The sequence below is a fragment of the Bacteroides mucinivorans genome (assembly GCF_034654355.2).
GTDB lineage: Bacteria > Bacteroidota > Bacteroidia > Bacteroidales > Bacteroidaceae > Bacteroides > Bacteroides nordii.
In genome coordinates, this window is sequence record NZ_CP178179.1 from 3,546,542 (window position 1) to 3,564,567 (window position 18,026).

The following is an 18,026-nucleotide window of genomic DNA, read 5'->3' on the forward strand; positions in this document are numbered from 1 at the left end:
ACATCCTATGCAATAAATGCGTTATATTTGTAGTATTATCACTTTAAAACAGTAAAATTATGAAAGGACTTAATGTATTAGCAGCTTTTTTAGGTGGTGCAGCAGTAGGCGCAGCACTTGGTATTTTGTTTGCTCCTGAAAAGGGAGAAGACACTCGTCACAAAATTGCAGAGATTCTTCGTAAAAAAGGTATCAAGTTAAATCGCAATGAGATGGAAAACCTCGTTGACGAAATTGCAGCCGAACTAAAAGAAGTAACTGACTAAAAGAATCAAAACAGAGCCACTATGTTTGCAGACGACAAAAGTATAGAAAACTTTCAACAGCTATTCTTCGAGTTCAAGAAATATCTGGAGCTCCAGAAAGAATATACCAAACTGGAATTGACGGAAAAGCTAACCATACTTCTTTCCACCTTAATCATGGTTTTAGTACTCATTATTCTCGGCATGGTGGCCCTGTTTTATCTCTTATTCGCCCTGGCCTATATCCTCGAACCGCTCGTTGGCGGACTCATGGTGAGTTTTGGCATTATTGCAGCAATCAACATCATACTCATTGCCACAGTTATTATCTTCCGCAAGAAACTTATCATTTCTCCAATGGTAAACTTCCTTGCCGGCCTGTTTCTTAATGATTCAAAAGAATAAGTTATGAACAATCAGCAAGCTACCCCCCAGAAAATCACACTGGAATATATCGCCCGGCTCAAGACAGAGAAACTGGAAGAAATACGCGGACAGAAAAAAGCGATGACCCGAACGGCACAACGAATTTTTGCCCCTCTTGCTCCCGCCACCTCTCAAACAGACGCAATAATGAGATCATTCAATACAGGAATGGCCATCTTTGATGGTGTGGTAATGGGAGTGAAAATAATGAAAAAGATTCGCCGTTTTTTCAGAAAGGGATAAACAAAAACTTATTACAAAAGCAGTATTTCCTACACAGTATTTCGCTTTGCACATTCACCTCCACTTTAGGGTAGAGGTGTTTTTTTGTAAAAAAACAAGAAGGGAAGCACCTTTTGGAGACTACGCCCGCGCTGCATGCAGGCAACGCCTACGCTACATGTACTGCGGGCGTAGTCTCCATGCAAAGTATTTGTCTCAAAAAACACTCCGAACAAAATACGATATTAACACTCCTTATACAAGAAATCATCAGGAAATTCTCCTGATGAAACTTCCTATGATCGCAAAATTATCATCCGACTTATCATCTGGAAATTTTCCTGATGATACACGATTTACACCTTATAAGAGAATTAAAACTATAAACAAGGGGAGTTACGCGCCTACGCGCGCGAGCCCCCCTCGTAAGAATAAAGACTTTTTTACTTTAAACGTAAGTTTCGAGAATCTTCACGCTTCCTCCCTCTTCGGGAGTAATCGTTATATTCTCTGTCGTGGCAGGAAGCAAAACTGTTTCGCCGGCACAAAACGCCAGCTCGTTGCCTTCGTTGTCTGTCAATCGGCAAGAACCCTCGATGCAAATGAAAATCACGAAAGAATCCAGTTCCGAATAGTCGCAACTGATCTCTTCGGTCATGTCATACAGGGAAGTGGTGAAATAGGGACAAGCCACCAGCTCCACCGGTTCGTCTTTCACAGCGTCATATTTGGTGCGATAATCATCGAGCACTTCGTAGTTGATAGCTTCGCGTGCCAGGTCGGTATGCAGTTCACGCGTATTGCCCTTGGCATCCTTGCGGTTGAAGTCGTAAATGCGGTAAGTAATGTCCGAAGTCTGCTGAATCTCTGCGATAAATGCACCTGCACCGATGCTGTGAATACGTCCTGCAGGAAGGAAGAACACGTCACCCGGATGTATTTCATACTCTTGCAGCACATCGGTTATGGTATTGTTGAAAACACGCTCTTTGTACTCTTTCGGGGTGATCTGTTCTGAAAATCCCGAACGGAGTTTTGCCCCCTTATCGGCATCAACAACATACCACATCTCGGTTTTTCCCATAGAATTGTGGCGCTTCTTTGCCAGCTCGTCGTTGGGGTGTACCTGAATAGAGAGATCTTGTTTAGCGTCGATGAATTTAATCAGCAAGGGAAACTTATTGCCAAAACGGGCATAGTTTTCTTCACCGACCAGTTCTTCACGGTATTTTCTCACCATATCGGTCAACGTGAATCCTTTATCGGGACCATTAGCCACCACAGATTCATTGTCTTCTACGCCGGAAATCTCCCAGCTTTCTCCTACTCCTGTCAAGTTATCACTCAAGTGCTTGAACGGAAGGATTTTGTCGCCTCCCCAAAGTGTCTGCTTCAGGATCGGTTCAAATTTTAACGGATACATTTTGTTTTTCTGTTAATAAACTTAGATTATAATTCTTGATTTGATAATCAGAGGACAAACATACAAAAAATATCAAATAATACACAGAACCGGGCGTTTTATATTAAATTCATCACCAAAATTTCATAGAATTGACACGAAAGTAAGTTTTAGCCCATGCGAAACTAAACGCTAAACTTTCCTAAATCCTCGAATAGATTTACCATGAATAATTTGGGAGTACGAAAGAATTTAGCTTTATTTGCAAGAAATTTTATATATGCCAGACATGAATAACACATTCCCAACAGAAGAAAATTTATCCGGACTAAACCGGAAGGATTTTCAAAAGGATATCGACGATAAGCAAACAGACTTATTTATCCTCAAAAATAAAAAAGGGATGGAAGTTGCTGTAACAAATTACGGCTGTGCCATTCTCTCCATCATGGTCCCGGACAAAAACGGGAAATATGCCAACGTTATCCTCGGGCACGACAGTATAGACCATGTAATAAATAGTCCCGAACCATTCCTCAGCACCACCATCGGTCGTTATGGTAACCGCATCGCCAAAGGGAAATTCACCCTCTACGCCGAAGAGCACTCGCTGACAATCAACAACGGCCCCAACTCCCTGCACGGAGGACCTACCGGTTTTCATGCACGTGTGTGGGATGCCGACCAGATAGACGAAAGCACGATCATCTTCAACTATGTATCGGCCGACGGAGAAGAGGGATTCCCCGGAAATCTGGAAGTAGAAATGACTTATAGACTTGAAGAAGAGGAAAATGCACTGGTCATCGAATACCGTGCTACCACCGACAAAGCTACTGTTGTAAATCTTACCAATCATGGGTTCTTCAATCTGGCAGGTATCGCTACCCCCACCCCGACAGTAGAAAATAACATCGTCACAATCAATGCTGATTTTTATACTCCGATAGACGAAGTATCTATCCCCACAGGAGAGATTGCCAAAGTAGAAGGAACTCCGATGGACTTCCGCACCCCGCACACTGTGGGCGAACGCATTAACGACGCTTTTCAGCAACTTGTCTACGGCGCAGGATACGATCATTGCTACGTGCTCAACAAACAGGAAGCCGGTTCGCTGGATCTGGCTGCCACTTGCACAGATCCCGTAAGCGGACGCGTCATGGAAGTTTATACCACCGAGGCCGGCGTGCAACTCTATACGGGCAACTGGCTCAACGGCTTTGAAGGTTCACACGGTGCCACTTTCCCGGCTCGCAGTGCCATCTGCTTCGAAGCACAATGCTTCCCCGACACGCCCAATAAACCTCATTTCCCTTCAGCCGTACTGCTTCCGGGAGACGAGTACCAACAGGTAACGATTTATAAATTTTCTGTCGAAAACTTATAAAGTGGACAATTGACAGTTGACAATTGACAGTTATTATGCAGCATCATATAGCATAACCCACTGTTAACTATCACCGTCAACTGTCAATTGTCTATTGTCAATTAATAACTAAATAACCTAATTTTATAAACTAACAACTTTTTTAAAACCATGACACAACAGAAAAAGAGCTATCTATTGCCTATTGCAATGATGTTCGCCCTCTTCGCTATGATTTCGTTCGTAACAGGATTTACAAACCCGCTCGGACTCATCGTAAAAGAACAATTCAATGCTCCTAACTGGATGACCCAGTTGGGTAATGCAGCAAACTTCATAGCTTATGCCTTTATGGGGCTTCCTGCCGGTATTATGCTGAAAAGAATCGGTTATAAGAAAACAGCATTAATCGCCGTTGCCGTTGGATTTGTCGGCGTAGGAATCCAGTTCCTTTCCGGACAAATTTCTTATGCTCCCGGTGAATTGATCGCTTTCTGGGTATACCTGGGTGGTGCTTTCGTTTCCGGTTTCTCTATGTGTATGCTGAACGCTGTAGTAAATCCGATGTTGAACACACTGGGCGGCGGTGGCAAAAAAGGTAACCAGCTGATTCAGTTCGGAGGTTCTCTAAACTCTATCGCAGCTACTATCGTTCCGGTACTGGGCGGTTATCTGATTGGTACTATCAGCCAGGATACCAAGATTAGTGACGCTAATCCTGCATTGTTCATCGCAATGGGTATCTTCGCTATAGCATTCATTGTATTGGGCAGTATGAAACTTCCGGAACCGCACATGGAGCACGCTTCAGACCACAAGGTGAAAGATACTCACAGTCCAATGTCTTTCCGTCACTTTGTACTCGGAACTGTTGCTATTTTCGTATACGTAGGCGTTGAAGTAGGTATTCCTAACTTCGTAAACTTGTTCCTGACTACTTCTCCGGAAGCTGCCGGCGCAAAAGGTATTGGTATGGATACAGCTATGGCGGGTTCTATCGTAGGTACTTACTGGTTCCTGATGATGATTGGCCGTCTTTGTGGTGGTGCACTTGGTGCTAAGTTCTCCAGCAAAACCCAATTAACTACCGTTTGTTTGTTCGCACTGGGCTTCCTGCTTGTGGGTATGTTTGCTCCGGTTGAGGCTACAATCAATATGCCTGTATTCAAATCAGACATCAGCTTTGGTATGGCTAATGTACCTATCGGTATCATGTTCTTTATCCTTTGCGGTCTTTGTACTTCTATCATGTGGGGTGGCATCTTCAACCTGGCTGTAGAAGGTCTGGGTAAGTACACAGCAATGGCATCAGGTATCTTCATGGTAATGGTTTGCGGTGGTGGTATCCTTCCGCTTATCCAGGGTGGTGTGGCCGACGTAACAAGCAGCTATATGTCAAGCTTCTGGGTAATCTTTGCAGGTGTAGCTTACATGCTGTACTACGCATTGATCGGTTGCAAGAATGTAAACAAGAATATTCCGGTTGAATAAACTATTATATTAACCAATTAAAAAGATATTATCATGGATATAGAACACGTAAGAAGCCGTTTTATTAAACACTTTGACGGAACTACAGGATCAGTTTACGCCTCACCGGGCCGCATTAATCTTATCGGCGAACACACCGACTACAATGGTGGATTCGTATTCCCGGGAGCTATAGATAAAGGCATGATTGCAGAAATCAAACCAAACGGAACCAATACAGTCAACGCATACTCTATCGACCTGAAAGACTATGTATCATTCGGGCTGAACGAAGAAGATGCTCCGAAAGCAAGTTGGGCAAGATATATCTTCGGTGTATGCCGCGAAATGATTAAACGTGGTGTTGATGTGAAAGGATTCAATACTGCTTTCTCTGGCGATGTGCCTCTGGGAGCTGGTATGTCTTCATCGGCAGCACTCGAAAGTACATACGCTTTTGCACTGAATGATCTGTTTGGCGACAACAAAATAGACAAATTTGAACTGGCCAAAGTGGGACAGGCTACAGAACATAACTACTGCGGTGTAAACTGTGGTATTATGGACCAGTTTGCCTCCGTATTCGGAAAAGCAGGCAGCCTGATCCGTCTGGATTGCCGTTCACTGGAGTATCAGTACTTCCCCTTCAAACCAGAAGGTTACCGTCTTGTACTGGTAGACTCGGTAGTAAAACATGAACTCGCTTCATCGGCCTATAATAAGCGCCGCCAGAGTTGTGAAGCTGCTGTAGCTGCTATCCAGAAAAAACATCCGCACGTAGAATTCCTTCGCGACTGCACAATGGATATGCTCAAAGAAGCCAAAGCTGACATCAGCGACGAAGACTACATGCGTGCTGAATATGTGATTGAAGAAATTCAACGCGTACTCGACGTTTGCGATGTACTGGAAGTAGGCGACTACGAAACAGTAGGTAAGAAAATGTATGAAACACACCACGGCATGAGCAAGCTCTACGAAGTAAGCTGCGAAGAGCTCGACTTCCTCAACGACCTGGCAAAAGAGTGTGGCGTAACCGGTTCACGCGTTATGGGTGGCGGTTTTGGTGGTTGTACTATCAACCTGGTTAAAGAAGAATTGTACGATAACTTCATCGAAAAGGCAAAAGAGGCATTCAAAGCCAAATTTGGCAGAAGCCCCAAAGTGTATGATGTTGTAATCGGCGACGGTTCAAGAAAACTCGTATAAATAACAAAAACTAACTTCTATAAAGAGGGACATATCCTAAACAGATGTGTCTCTCTTTTTGTTGATATAAGTACGATAAGGACAAATAGTTATTGTACGCAGCACAAGAAGAGCGCTTTCGGACTTTAAACAAAGATTGAAAAAAGCCCCCTTCTTATGCCCGATAATTAACGTTAAAGACTTATCTTTGCGGAAAAAGCGAAGATAAGCTGCACCTTGGCATAAAAAAATGAACGTGTTCATTTTATTCTGCTCTCAGTTTGCATTATCTTTGCGAAAAATATGAAAACTTAATCATTATAAATATGAACGAAAGCAAACTTATGAACCGTGCAGCGGACAATATCCGTATTCTTGCTGCATCTATGGTTGAAAAAGCCAACTCCGGACATCCGGGTGGTGCTATGGGAGGTGCGGATTTTATAAACGTACTTTTCTCTGAGTTCTTAGTATATGATCCTCAGAATCCCCGCTGGGAAGGACGTGACCGTTTCTTTCTCGATCCGGGTCATATGTCACCAATGCTCTACTCTGTACTTGCACTGACCGGTAAATATACGCTGGCAGAACTGGCACAGTTCCGCCAATGGGGAAGCCCTACTCCGGGACATCCCGAAGTAGACATCATGCGTGGTGTAGAAAACACTTCCGGTCCGCTGGGACAGGGACATACTTTTGCCGTAGGAGCCGCCATCGCAGCTAAATTCCTTAAAGCCCGCTTTGGTGAAGTTATGAGCCAGACTATCTATGCCTACATCTCTGATGGTGGTATCCAGGAAGAGATTTCACAAGGAGCCGGACGTATTGCCGGAACCCTGGGACTGGACAATCTCATCATGTTCTATGACTCCAACGATATTCAGCTTTCTACCGAAACCAAAGAAGTGACGGCAGAAGACGTGGCCATGAAATACAAAGCATGGGACTGGAACGTTATCGAAATCAACGGAAATGATCCTGATGCTATCCGCACTGCCCTCAAAGAAGCAAAAGCAGAAAGCAAACGTCCTACACTCATCATTGGGAAAACCACGATGGGCAAAGGAGCACGTAAAGCCGATGGCAGCAGCTATGAAGCCAACTGTGCTACACACGGTGCACCATTAGGTGGTGATGCCTATATCAATACAATCAAGAATCTGGGCGGAAATCCCGACGAACCGTTTGTTATCTTCCCGGAAGTAGCCGAATTGTACGCCAAACGTACCGAAGACCTGAAAAAGATAGTAGCCGAAAAATATGCAGCAAAAGCCGAATGGGCCAAAACAAACCCGGAATTGGCAGCAAAAATGGCCACCTTCTTTGCAGGAAAAGCTCCTAAAGTAAACTGGGACGCTATCGAACAGAAACCCAATGTGGCCACCCGCGCCGCTTCGGCCACCGTACTGGGTGCACTGGCTACACAAGTAGAGAATATGGTAGTAGCATCTGCCGATCTTTCTAATTCAGACAAGACAGACGGTTTCCTCAAAAAGACACATGCCTTCAAACGTGGCGACTTTAGCGGAGCTTTCTTCCAGGCCGGCGTATCAGAATTAAGCATGGCTTGTGTCTGCATCGGTATGTCACTTCACGGTGGCGTTATTCCGGCATGTGCCACCTTCTTCGTATTCTCCGACTATATGAAACCTGCCATCCGCATGGCAGCCCTGATGGAACAACCCGTGAAGTTCATCTGGTCACACGATGCATTCCGAGTAGGCGAAGATGGCCCTACTCACGAACCCGTAGAGCAGGAAGCACAAATCCGCCTGATGGAGAAACTGAAAAATCACAAAGGCCACAACTCTATGCTTGTACTCCGTCCGGCAGATGCCGAAGAGACCACTATTGCATGGAAACTGGCTATGGAAAATATCTACACCCCGACTGCTCTGATTCTTTCCCGCCAGAACATCGTCAGCCTGCCTACAGGCAACGACTATGCACAAGTGGCCAAAGGAGCTTACATCGTTGCCGGTTCTGACGAGAATCCGGACGTAACTCTGGTAGCTTCCGGTTCGGAAGTAGCCACCCTCATTGCCGGAGCCGAATTGCTTCGCAAAGACGGTGTGAAGGTACGTATCGTATCGGCACCTTCCGAAGGATTGTTCCGCAGCCAGGATAAGGCATATCAGGAATCGGTACTCCCGGCAGGTGCAAAGATTTTCGGCCTCACCGCTGGTCTGCCCGTAAATCTGCAAGGTCTTGTAGGTGCTAATGGTAAAGTTTTCGGTCTTGAGTCATTTGGTTTCTCTGCTCCCTACACAGTGCTGGACGAGAAGCTGGGCTTCACTGCCGCCAATGTGTACAACCAGGTAAAAGAGATGCTATAATGAAAAAAATCGGACTATGCTGTGACCATGCCGGATTCGAACTGAAAGAATTCGTCCGGGGCTGGTTGCAGGCAAAAGGTTGGGAATACAAAGACTTTGGTACTTATTCTGCTGAAAGTTGTGACTATCCTGATTTTGCGCACCCGTTAGCACTGGCAGTAGAAGCTGGCGAATGCTATCCGGGCATTGCCATTTGTGGAAGCGGAAATGGTATCAGTATGACGCTAAACAAACATCAGGGCATCCGTGCCGCGCTTTGCTGGACGGCTGCAATAGCACACCTGGCCCGCCAGCACAACGATGCAAATATACTTGTGATGCCGGGACGCTTCATCAGCACTGAAGAGGCTGATATGATTCTGACAGAGTTCTTCGACACCCCATTTGAGGGAGGAAGACATCAGAAAAGAATTGATAAAATTCCCGTGAAATAAATAAATATAAAAGAATAAAGAGAGACGCATTACTGTATGTCTCTCTTTATTTTTTATTATAATACTATCCCCCTTTCTACCTCTCCTCCCCCTTATATTAATCAAAAATTACACCCTTTCAATCAAAATATATCGCACAAAAACCGCATTACTTCGTATTTTTGCATACTTAAAATCCAATATCCATCAAAAAAACAACAAGAAACAAATGAAGAAACGATTTAGCTTCCTGTCTCTACTGTTAGTAACAGCAATTGCTTTTGCCAACCCGATTGACTTTGACAAAGCATTCAAAGAAAGTGCTAAGATTGAAAAACAAATCAAGAAAACCTCTTTCCCAAAACAAACCTACAATATCACTGACTTTGGTGCAAAACCGGACAATGAAACCGAGCCCTGCCACGAAGCCATCAACCAGGCTATTCTCAAATGCAGCCTTGCTGGTGGCGGCACAGTTGTTGTCCCCCAAGGAACCTTTTATACAGGCCCCATTACCCTGAAAAGCAACGTTAACTTTCATCTGCAAGAAGGTGCCGTACTAAAATTCCTCACCGACCAGAGCTTATACTTCCCCGGAGTAATCACCCGTTGGGAAGGGCTGGATTGTTACAACGCCCGCCCACTAATCTACGCCTATGGCGAAACCAATATTGCTATTACCGGCAAAGGAACCATTGACGGTCAAGGCTCCAACGAAACATGGTGGCCCATGTGTGGCGCACCCAAATATGGCTGGAAAGAGGGAATGGTGGCACAGCGCAACGGTGGACGTGAGCGCCTGCTGATGTACGGCGAAACATCAACCCCGGTTTACAAACGCATCATGACTCCGGAAGACGGGCTGCGTCCTCAGTTAATCAATCTTTATGCATGCAGTACCGTCCTGATAGAAGATGTCACACTACTGAACTCTCCCTTTTGGGTGATTCACCCTCTGTTCTGCGAAAGCCTGATTGTACGTGGTGTCAACATATTCAACCGTGGCCCCAACGGAGATGGATGCGATCCTGAATCCTGCAAAAATGTACTGATAGAGAACTGCACTTTTGATACCGGGGACGATTGCATCGCCATCAAATCGGGACGCAATGCAGACGGGCGCAAATGGAATATACCCAGCGAAAACATCATCGTACGCAACTGTAAAATGAAAAACGGACATGGTGGCGTTGTTATCGGTAGTGAAATATCCGGCGGCTATCGTAACCTGTTTGTTGAGAATTGCCAGATGGACAGCCCGAATCTCGACCGGGTGATCCGTATCAAAACCAGTACCTGCCGGGGTGGAATCATCGAAAATGTATTTGTACGCAACATCACCGTAGGACAATGCCGGGAAGCCGTACTACGCATCAATCTGCAATATGAGAACCGGGAACAGTGCAACCGTGGCTTCACTCCTACCGTGCGCAATGTACACCTGAAAAATGTAACCTGCCAAAAAAGCCGTCTGGGAGTGCTTATCATCGGACTGGATGACGACCAGCATGTATACAATATCAGCGTAGAAGATTCTCACTTCAACAACGTAGCCAAAGGAGGCAACGACATCAAAGGTGCTCACGATGTCACTCTAAAAAATCTGTACATCAACGGTGAACTCGTGAAGTAACAAAACGATTGAGAAAAGGCTGTTCCAGATTCATTCTGGTACAGTCTTTCGTATTCTTCCCACCCTATCCGCTCCTTTCTTAACTTTCATTATTACACTGCTTCCTTCTGGCATTATCTACATATGCAATCCCCCCATTTCTTTTTCTACATTAAATCCATTATACGCTAACAATCAGGTAGTTTCTGCTTAAAAACATAAAATAACAAAATGTCGTTAAAACCCACCTATACACCCTCATTTTTGATAAGAAAAAGTACAATAAGGATAAATTTAACCCACGACATAAGCTGTGTATATAAATAAAAAACTATCTTTGTGGTGCAAACTCTGAAACTCATTTAAATATGAAACAATTGGAGACCATAAAAGAGCTTATCAATCAGGGAGATATAAATAAAGCAATTGAAGCCCTTGATGCTCTTCTCACTCAAACAGACTTCGCCCCCAAAGACGAAGTTTACTACCTGCGGGGCAATGCCTACCGAAAGCAAGGCAACTGGCAGCAAGCCCTCAACAATTATCAATCCGCCATCGAGATTAACCCCGAAAGTCCTGCCTTGCAAGCTCGCAAGATGGTAATGGATATTCTGGAGTTCTATCACAAAGACATGTATAATCAATAAACGTAATAAAATCGATAGATTATGGCAAAAATTAAAGGAGCAATCGTGGTCGACACGGAGCGTTGCAAAGGCTGCAACCTGTGTGTAGTGGCTTGTCCGCTCGATGTAATATCACTCACCAAAGAGGTGAATGTAAAGGGGTACAATTATGCCCGCCAAGTATTGGAAGATACCTGCAACGGATGCAGCTCGTGTGCAACGGTTTGTCCGGACGGATGTATCTCTGTGTATAAAGTTAAAGTAGATTAGCAAATTATTATTATGACAGAAGAAGTAGTATTAATGAAAGGTAACGAAGCCATCGCCCATGCAGCCATTCGCTGTGGTGCCGACGGATACTTCGGTTATCCTATTACTCCGCAATCGGAGGTATTGGAAACGCTGGCCGACTTGAAACCGTGGGAAACCACCGGTATGGTAGTGCTCCAGGCAGAGAGTGAAGTAGCAGCTATCAATATGGTATATGGCGGTGCCGGAAGTGGGAAAATGGTGTTGACCTCCTCTTCAAGCCCTGGTGTCAGCCTGAAACAGGAAGGCATCTCTTATCTGGCAGGAGCCGAACTCCCCTGTCTGATCGTAAACGTAATGCGCGGTGGTCCTGGTCTGGGAACCATCCAGCCAAGTCAGGCAGACTATTTCCAAACGGTGAAAGGTGGTGGACATGGCGACTATAAACTGATTGCACTTGCCCCGGCTTCTGTACAGGAAATGGCCGACTTCGTTGGGCTCGCTTTCGAACTGGCCTTCAAATACCGTAACCCTGCCATCATCCTTGCCGATGGTGTTATCGGACAAATGATGGAGAAAGTAGTATTGCCACCGATGAAATCCCGTCGCACGGATGCAGAAGTAATCGAACAGTGCCCATGGGCCACTACCGGTAAAACCAAAGACCGTAAACCCAATATTATCACTTCGCTCGAACTCCGCCCCGAAGAAATGGAAAAGAACAACATCCGTTTCCAGGCAAAATACCGCGTAATCGAAGAAAACGAAGTGCGCTTTGAAGAAATAGACTGTGAAGATGCGGAATACCTGATTGTAGCATTTGGCTCTATGGCACGTATCGGACAGAAGGCAATGGAGCTGGCACGTGAAGAGGGTATCAAAGTAGGTATGCTTCGTCCTATCACTCTGTGGCCGTTCCCCACAAAAGCTATTGCGGCGTATGCCGATAAGGTGAAAGGTATGCTTGTTACTGAGTTGAATGCCGGACAAATGATCGAAGACGTACGCCTGGCAGTAAACGGAAAAATAAAAGTAGAACACTTTGGCCGTCTTGGTGGTATTGTGCCCGATCCGGACGAGATTGTGAGTGCACTGAAAGAAAAAATCATGTAATATACAATGACCATTTACAATTTACAATTTGCCTTGCGGATAAAAGCAAATTGTAGATACTTCAAATCGTAAATGGCTGTGTTCAGTTTTGTAAATTGTAAATGTTTAAATTGTAAATAAAAAGATGAATCCCGATAAAATAAGAAACGTATTGAATATACTTTTCATCATACTCGCTTTAGCGGCTATTATCGTTTACTTTGTAGCAGACGATTTCAAGATATTCATATACGTATGCGGTGCGGCAATCTTTGTCAAGCTGATGGAGTTTTTCATACGATTCACCAACAGATAAGGAGAAAGTTAACAAAAAGACAAGATGCAGGATGGTAAATCCACTTGTCAAATTGTCAACTTAAACCTCATCAACCAAAAAAAATTAAGTTATGACTAAAGAAGAAATAATCAAGCCCGAGAATCTGGTTTATAAAAAACCGACTCTGATGAATGATAACGCCATGCATTACTGCCCGGGTTGCAGTCACGGTGTGGTACACAAGCTCATAGCCGAGGTCATTGAAGAGATGGGAATGGAAGATAAAACCGTTGGTATCTCTCCCGTAGGTTGTGCCGTTTTCATTTACAACTATCTCGATATCGACTGGCAGGAAGCAGCCCACGGACGTGCCCCTGCATTGGCAACAGCCATCAAACGCTTATGGCCGGACCGTCTGGTATTCACTTACCAGGGCGATGGTGACCTTGCCTGTATCGGTACAGCCGAAACAATCCATGCACTCAATCGCGGTGAGAATATCACTATCATCTTCATCAACAATGCCATATATGGTATGACCGGTGGACAGATGGCTCCAACAACCCTCGTGGGTATGAAAACCGCCACTTGCCCCTACGGACGTGATGTAGACTTGCACGGATATCCTCTGAAAATTACTGAAATTGCTGCGCAACTGGAAGGTACGGCATACGTTACCCGTCAATCCGTACAATCGGTTCCTGCAATCCGTAAAGCAAAGAAAGCGATCCGCAAAGCATTTGAAAACTCTATGGCTGGCAAAGGCTCCAACCTGGTAGAAATTGTTTCTACTTGTAGTTCCGGCTGGAAAATGACTCCCGAAAAGTCTAACAAATGGATGGAAGAACATATGTTCCCATTCTATCCGCTCGGTGACTTGAAAAATAAAGAATAATGATTATTCAATATGCCAATGTGCCAATATGCCAATAAAGACTGGAAATATTGTTTTGGATAAGAGTTTTGCATTTGCTTTATCTATCATAAACTATTGCGAAACTCTTGAACAAAACAAAAAATTTGTAGTATCCCACCAATTATTAAAAAGTGGAACATCTATTGGCGCAAATATACATGAGGCACAAAACTGTGAGAGTAGAGCTGATTTTATTCATAAACTCAAAATAGCTGCAAAGGAAGCAGAAGAGACCAAATACTGGCTATTGCTTTGTGAAGAAGCTACAAATTATCCCTATGAAAAGAATCTGCTAAATGACCTCGGCGACATATTGAGATTACTAAACAGCATTATTAATTCGGCCAAACAGCAAATGTAACCCTTAATTGACACATTAGCACATTGGCACATTAGCACATTATTAAAAAATGAAAGAAGAAATAATTATAGCAGGATTCGGTGGACAGGGAGTACTGTCTATGGGAAAAATTTTAGCTTATTCCGGACTGATGGAAGGCAAAGAAGTAACCTGGATGCCAGCTTACGGACCGGAGCAACGCGGTGGAACTGCCAACGTAACGGTGATCGTAAGTGATGACAGAATCTCCTCTCCGATTCTAAGTCAGTATGACACAGCTATCATATTAAACCAGCCTTCGCTCGAGAAGTTTGAGAGCCGTATCAAGCCGGGTGGAATTCTTATCTACGACGGATACGGAATTATCAACCCACCTACCCGCAAAGACATCAAAGTATACCGCATTGATGCTATGGATGCAGCCAATGAAATGAAGAATGCCAAAGCATTCAACATGATCGTACTGGGTGGCTTACTGAAACTACGTCCTATTGTAACGCTGGAAAATGTTATCAAAGGATTAAAGAAAACTCTCCCCGAACGCCATCATCACCTGATACCGATGAATGAAGAAGCCATCAAGAAAGGGATGGAACTGATCAGGGAGGCTTAATTTAGTTGGAAGTTGAAAATTGAAAATTGAAAGTTACTATGCAGCATGGCAGCGCAGCTAACTTTCAATTTTCAATTTTCAACTTTCAATTAATTAAGGTTTCAACTCTGTAAGCTTCAACTTTTTTGTCGTATATTTGCGCCCAATTATGAGACGAATCCTACTTACATATATACTACTCTTTATCGTAGGTCAGTTGGCTATCCAAGCGCAAGTCAACCCAAACAATCCGTACGGAGACCGACAGGATGAATTTGGCAATATCGTAGACCAATATGGCAACCAGATAGACCCTGCCATGCGTCCCCAAAGTCTGGATAGCGCAAATGTAGAAATCCAGGGACTTCCACCCAAACTTTACATGTGGCGTGTCAGCGAAAATCTGGGAAACGTAACCCGTATTCCTGCCGATACAGTCCGACTTAACTACCAGAATGCTAATCTGACAGAAGGTATGACCGGACACTATAATTACTTAGGTAACATGGGTGCTCCACGTATGTCTCGTATCTTCTTTGACCGGCAGGCAGCAGAACCAACTATCTTCATGCAGCCATATTCTTTCTTCTTCGTGCGGCCTGATGAATTTAATTTTACCAATAGTAATGTTCCATATACGAATCTGACCTATAACAAAGCAGGTAACAAAATAAACGGAGAAGAGCGTTTCAAATCTTATTTTTCGGTGAATGTCAACAAGCGGCTTGCTTTCGGCTTCAACATCGACTATCTGTATGGACGCGGATATTACAACCATTCAAGTACCTCATACTTCAACGCAGCTCCCTTTATCAGTTATATGGGAGAGAAATATGAAGGGACTTTGCTGTATAGTTACAACTACCTGAAGAACAACGAGAACGGAGGTATCACGAACGACGATTATATCAAAGATCCCGAGGGTGCAGCAGAAGGTGGAAGAGTGTATGAATCTACCAACATGCCGACAGTGATGAATACAGCCACTTCCCGTAATACTGACAGCTATGTATTCCTGACGCAACGCTACAAACTGGGATTCCATCGCGACCTCCCTCAACAGGAAAATGATACGTTGCCTCCTCAACAAGAGTTTGTGCCCGTCACCAGTTTCATTCACACGATGCAGGTGGAATGGACGAAGCGTAAATTTACGTCCAACGACCAACTGAAAGATTATTACCAAAATACGTACATCAAACCGGGACAACCTTATGTGGTGGATGATTCCACCTCCTATATCGGCATAAAGAATACATTTGGAATCTCCCTGCTCGAAGGTTTTAACAAATATGCCAAAGCCGGGGTCACTGCCTTCATATCGCATAAACTCAGTAAATATGAACTGATGAATGCAGACTCTGTCAGTAAAGATCACTATACAGAAAATGAGGTTTTTGTAGGTGGCGAGCTGGCTAAGCGACAAGGGAAAGTACTCCACTACCACGCCATAGGTGAAGTAGGCTTATTGGGAAAAGCCATCGGACAATTCAACGTAAAAGGAGATATCGATCTGAACTTCCGTTTGGGCAAGGATACGGTGAGCCTGATAGCACGCGCGTCTGTCAGCAACACACTGCCCTCGTTCTACATGCGCCATTATCACTCCAAACACTTCTATTGGGACAATGATAACATGGACAAGGAATTTCGTACCCGCATAGAAGGAGAACTAAACATCGACCGTTGGAAAACGCATCTGAAAGCAGGCGTAGAGAATATCAAGAATTATACTTACTTCAACCAGCAGGCAGTGCCCGAACAATTTGGAGGCAACGTACAGGTAGTTTCGGCTACTCTGGCACAAGACTTTCGCCTCGGCATTCTCCATCTGGACAATGAAGTGACCTGGCAGAAATCAAGTAACAGTACAGTGCTTCCGCTCCCCACTCTCTCGTTGTACCACAATCTTTACCTCGACTTTAAACTCGCAAAGAAAGTATTGAGTGTGCAACTGGGTGCCGATGTACGCTACTTCACTAAATATTATGCTCCGGCCTATATGCCTGCTACCGGACAATTTTACCTTCAATCGTCCAAAGATCAGGTAGAGATAGGTGCTTATCCTATTGTCAATGTATATGCCAATCTGCACCTGAAACGGACACGTTTCTTCGTCATGATGTATCACGTGAACGACGGACTTATAAATCGGCCGAACTCGTTTTATGCTCCCCACTATCCGATCAATCCACGATTGCTAAAGTTTGGAGTTTCCTGGAACTTCTACGATTAATGACCTCGTGAACCTATGAAACCAATAAAACGGAAATATCTGAAATACCTGTTACTGGGAGTCATATGCTTTCTGGTACTTTGGCTCTGGCCACAGAAGAAGGAGAAAGAGAACGGACATCCGCGAGACTATGCCGAGATCATTGCAAGCGGCATTCTCCATGCAGCAACAGAATACAATTCTATCAGCTTTTACGTGGACGGTGATACGGTGACGGGCTTTCACTACGAACTGATAGAAGCCTTCGCCCGGGATAAGGGAATCCAGGCACAGGTATCTCCAGTGATGAGTTTCGGGCAACGGTTGCAAGGATTAGAAACAGGAAAGTATGACGTTATCGCCTACGGCATCCTGGTGACCAGCGAACTCAAGGACTCTTTACTTCTCACTTCCCCCATCATTCTAAGCAAACAGGTGTTAGTTCAACGTAAACCTGTATCCGAGCACGATTCACTCTTTGTCAAAAATCAGCTCGATCTGGCAGGGCGGACACTCCATGTAGTAAAAGGTTCGCCATCCATCCTCCGCATTCGCAATCTGGGAAATGAGATAGGAGATACGATTTACACCAACGAAGTAGAAAAATACGGTTCGGAACAACTGATAGCAATGGTAGCTCACGGAGATATCGATTATGCCGTGTGCGACGAAAGCATTGCCCGGGCAGCGGCAGATTCGTTGCCACAACTTGACATCAGTACGGATATCAGCTTTACACAATTTTATTCATGGGGTGTCAGCAAGCAATCACCTGTATTACTGGACAGCCTCAACTCCTGGCTTACAAAATTCCGTGAAGGAAAAGAATACAAAGAAATCTACCAAAAATACTATGGCAAGGAGTAGGAAGTGATTTGCAAGAAAATAAAAAGGTGAAAAGCCTGGCTTTGAGATTTCAATGTCGTATATTGGTCAATGGATTCATAAAGGAGACTCAGTTAAACTGCACATAAAGGAGGGACACTACGCGCTCTCCTTTTTTTATGCACATACGTCATAGAAAGCCTGCGAGCTG

Annotated in this window: 18 protein-coding genes; 17 read left to right on the forward strand and 1 reads right to left on the reverse strand. The window is 44.4% G+C overall.

Annotation, left to right across the window (positions count from 1 at the left end):
* The first annotated feature begins 59 nt into the window (after positions 1-59).
* The 3 genes from VCM39_RS13755 to VCM39_RS13765 are packed head-to-tail and all read left to right on the forward strand — an operon-like array spanning position 60 to position 914.
* Complete coding sequence (locus VCM39_RS13755; RefSeq protein WP_002561668.1) at positions 60-266, forward strand: YtxH domain-containing protein; 207 nt, start codon at positions 60-62, stop codon at positions 264-266.
* A 21-nt stretch (positions 267-287) separates the two neighbouring features.
* Positions 288-650 (forward strand): phage holin family protein, encoded by a 363-nt coding sequence (locus tag VCM39_RS13760; protein WP_002561669.1) that lies wholly within the window; start codon positions 288-290, stop codon positions 648-650.
* A 3-nt stretch (positions 651-653) separates the two neighbouring features.
* The gene (locus VCM39_RS13765; RefSeq protein ID WP_002561670.1) at positions 654-914 is read left to right on the forward strand and encodes a hypothetical protein; all 261 of its coding nucleotides are present in this window, start codon (positions 654-656) and stop codon (positions 912-914) included.
* A 427-nt stretch (positions 915-1,341) separates the two neighbouring features.
* Here VCM39_RS13765 and VCM39_RS13770 read toward each other — a convergent pair whose 3' ends face one another.
* Complete coding sequence (locus tag VCM39_RS13770; RefSeq protein WP_195349554.1) at positions 1,342-2,316, reverse strand: type I phosphomannose isomerase catalytic subunit; 975 nt, start codon at positions 2,314-2,316, stop codon at positions 1,342-1,344.
* Between the two features lie 268 nt (positions 2,317-2,584).
* Here VCM39_RS13770 and VCM39_RS13775 point away from each other — a divergent pair, with 268 nt between their 5' ends.
* The 14 genes from VCM39_RS13775 to VCM39_RS13840 all read left to right on the forward strand — a co-directional run bounded on the left by VCM39_RS13775 (position 2,585) and on the right by VCM39_RS13840 (position 17,857).
* Positions 2,585-3,685, forward strand: coding sequence for an aldose epimerase family protein (locus VCM39_RS13775; protein ID WP_044095505.1), 1,101 nt, complete (start codon positions 2,585-2,587; stop codon positions 3,683-3,685).
* A gap of 150 nt (positions 3,686-3,835) precedes the next feature.
* Complete coding sequence (locus VCM39_RS13780) at positions 3,836-5,155, forward strand: MFS transporter (protein ID WP_221648771.1); 1,320 nt, start codon at positions 3,836-3,838, stop codon at positions 5,153-5,155.
* Between the two features lie 33 nt (positions 5,156-5,188).
* Complete coding sequence (gene galK / locus VCM39_RS13785; protein WP_322933699.1) at positions 5,189-6,343, forward strand: galactokinase; 1,155 nt, start codon at positions 5,189-5,191, stop codon at positions 6,341-6,343.
* Between the two features lie 305 nt (positions 6,344-6,648).
* Positions 6,649-8,658, forward strand: a complete 2,010-nt coding sequence (locus VCM39_RS13790) for a transketolase family protein (protein ID WP_025867699.1) — start codon at positions 6,649-6,651, stop codon at positions 8,656-8,658.
* Positions 8,658-9,092, forward strand: coding sequence for a ribose 5-phosphate isomerase B (gene rpiB, locus VCM39_RS13795; RefSeq protein ID WP_195349552.1), 435 nt, complete (start codon positions 8,658-8,660; stop codon positions 9,090-9,092). Before VCM39_RS13790 ends, rpiB begins: the two co-directional genes overlap by 1 nt.
* A gap of 208 nt (positions 9,093-9,300) precedes the next feature.
* Positions 9,301-10,704 carry a glycoside hydrolase family 28 protein gene (locus VCM39_RS13800; protein ID WP_025867700.1) on the forward strand — a complete coding sequence of 468 codons (1,404 nt, stop codon included), beginning with the start codon at positions 9,301-9,303 and terminating at the stop codon, positions 10,702-10,704.
* Between the two features lie 347 nt (positions 10,705-11,051).
* Positions 11,052-11,330 carry a tetratricopeptide repeat protein gene (locus tag VCM39_RS13805; protein ID WP_195349551.1) on the forward strand — a complete coding sequence of 93 codons (279 nt, stop codon included), beginning with the start codon at positions 11,052-11,054 and terminating at the stop codon, positions 11,328-11,330.
* A gap of 21 nt (positions 11,331-11,351) precedes the next feature.
* Positions 11,352-11,579, forward strand: a complete 228-nt coding sequence (locus VCM39_RS13810) for a ferredoxin family protein (RefSeq protein ID WP_002561679.1) — start codon at positions 11,352-11,354, stop codon at positions 11,577-11,579.
* Between the two features lie 12 nt (positions 11,580-11,591).
* A complete protein-coding gene (locus VCM39_RS13815; RefSeq protein ID WP_322933698.1) occupies positions 11,592-12,671 on the forward strand; it encodes a 3-methyl-2-oxobutanoate dehydrogenase subunit VorB in 1,080 nt (359 codons plus the stop codon).
* A 386-nt stretch (positions 12,672-13,057) separates the two neighbouring features.
* Complete coding sequence (locus VCM39_RS13820; RefSeq protein ID WP_002561682.1) at positions 13,058-13,822, forward strand: thiamine pyrophosphate-dependent enzyme; 765 nt, start codon at positions 13,058-13,060, stop codon at positions 13,820-13,822.
* A 28-nt stretch (positions 13,823-13,850) separates the two neighbouring features.
* Positions 13,851-14,204 (forward strand): four helix bundle protein, encoded by a 354-nt coding sequence (locus VCM39_RS13825; RefSeq protein ID WP_221648772.1) that lies wholly within the window; start codon positions 13,851-13,853, stop codon positions 14,202-14,204.
* A gap of 49 nt (positions 14,205-14,253) precedes the next feature.
* Entirely contained in the window at positions 14,254-14,796 is a 543-nt protein-coding gene (locus tag VCM39_RS13830; protein WP_221648773.1) for a 2-oxoacid:acceptor oxidoreductase family protein, read from the forward strand.
* A gap of 148 nt (positions 14,797-14,944) precedes the next feature.
* Complete coding sequence (locus VCM39_RS13835) at positions 14,945-17,011, forward strand: putative porin (RefSeq protein ID WP_221648774.1); 2,067 nt, start codon at positions 14,945-14,947, stop codon at positions 17,009-17,011.
* Positions 17,012-17,026: 15 nt separating this feature from the next.
* Positions 17,027-17,857, forward strand: coding sequence for a transporter substrate-binding domain-containing protein (locus VCM39_RS13840; protein ID WP_322933697.1), 831 nt, complete (start codon positions 17,027-17,029; stop codon positions 17,855-17,857).
* The last annotated feature ends 169 nt before the right edge of the window (positions 17,858-18,026 follow it).

Coding starts and splice junctions, on each gene's coding strand:
- rpiB (WP_195349552.1), top strand. CDS start 8,658: ATGAAAAAAATCGGACTATGCTGTGACCATGCCGGATTCGAACTGAAA.
- VCM39_RS13820 (WP_002561682.1), top strand. CDS start 13,058: ATGACTAAAGAAGAAATAATCAAGCCCGAGAATCTGGTTTATAAAAAA.
- VCM39_RS13800 (WP_025867700.1), top strand. CDS start 9,301: ATGAAGAAACGATTTAGCTTCCTGTCTCTACTGTTAGTAACAGCAATT.
- VCM39_RS13830 (WP_221648773.1), top strand. CDS start 14,254: ATGAAAGAAGAAATAATTATAGCAGGATTCGGTGGACAGGGAGTACTG.
- VCM39_RS13810 (WP_002561679.1), top strand. CDS start 11,352: ATGGCAAAAATTAAAGGAGCAATCGTGGTCGACACGGAGCGTTGCAAA.
- VCM39_RS13790 (WP_025867699.1), top strand. CDS start 6,649: ATGAACGAAAGCAAACTTATGAACCGTGCAGCGGACAATATCCGTATT.
- VCM39_RS13775 (WP_044095505.1), top strand. CDS start 2,585: ATGAATAACACATTCCCAACAGAAGAAAATTTATCCGGACTAAACCGG.
- VCM39_RS13825 (WP_221648772.1), top strand. CDS start 13,851: ATGCCAATAAAGACTGGAAATATTGTTTTGGATAAGAGTTTTGCATTT.
- VCM39_RS13840 (WP_322933697.1), top strand. CDS start 17,027: ATGAAACCAATAAAACGGAAATATCTGAAATACCTGTTACTGGGAGTC.
- VCM39_RS13835 (WP_221648774.1), top strand. CDS start 14,945: ATGAGACGAATCCTACTTACATATATACTACTCTTTATCGTAGGTCAG.
- VCM39_RS13755 (WP_002561668.1), top strand. CDS start 60: ATGAAAGGACTTAATGTATTAGCAGCTTTTTTAGGTGGTGCAGCAGTA.
- galK (WP_322933699.1), top strand. CDS start 5,189: ATGGATATAGAACACGTAAGAAGCCGTTTTATTAAACACTTTGACGGA.
- VCM39_RS13765 (WP_002561670.1), top strand. CDS start 654: ATGAACAATCAGCAAGCTACCCCCCAGAAAATCACACTGGAATATATC.
- VCM39_RS13760 (WP_002561669.1), top strand. CDS start 288: ATGTTTGCAGACGACAAAAGTATAGAAAACTTTCAACAGCTATTCTTC.
- VCM39_RS13815 (WP_322933698.1), top strand. CDS start 11,592: ATGACAGAAGAAGTAGTATTAATGAAAGGTAACGAAGCCATCGCCCAT.
- VCM39_RS13780 (WP_221648771.1), top strand. CDS start 3,836: ATGACACAACAGAAAAAGAGCTATCTATTGCCTATTGCAATGATGTTC.
- VCM39_RS13805 (WP_195349551.1), top strand. CDS start 11,052: ATGAAACAATTGGAGACCATAAAAGAGCTTATCAATCAGGGAGATATA.
- VCM39_RS13770 (WP_195349554.1), bottom strand. CDS start 2,316: ATGTATCCGTTAAAATTTGAACCGATCCTGAAGCAGACACTTTGGGGA.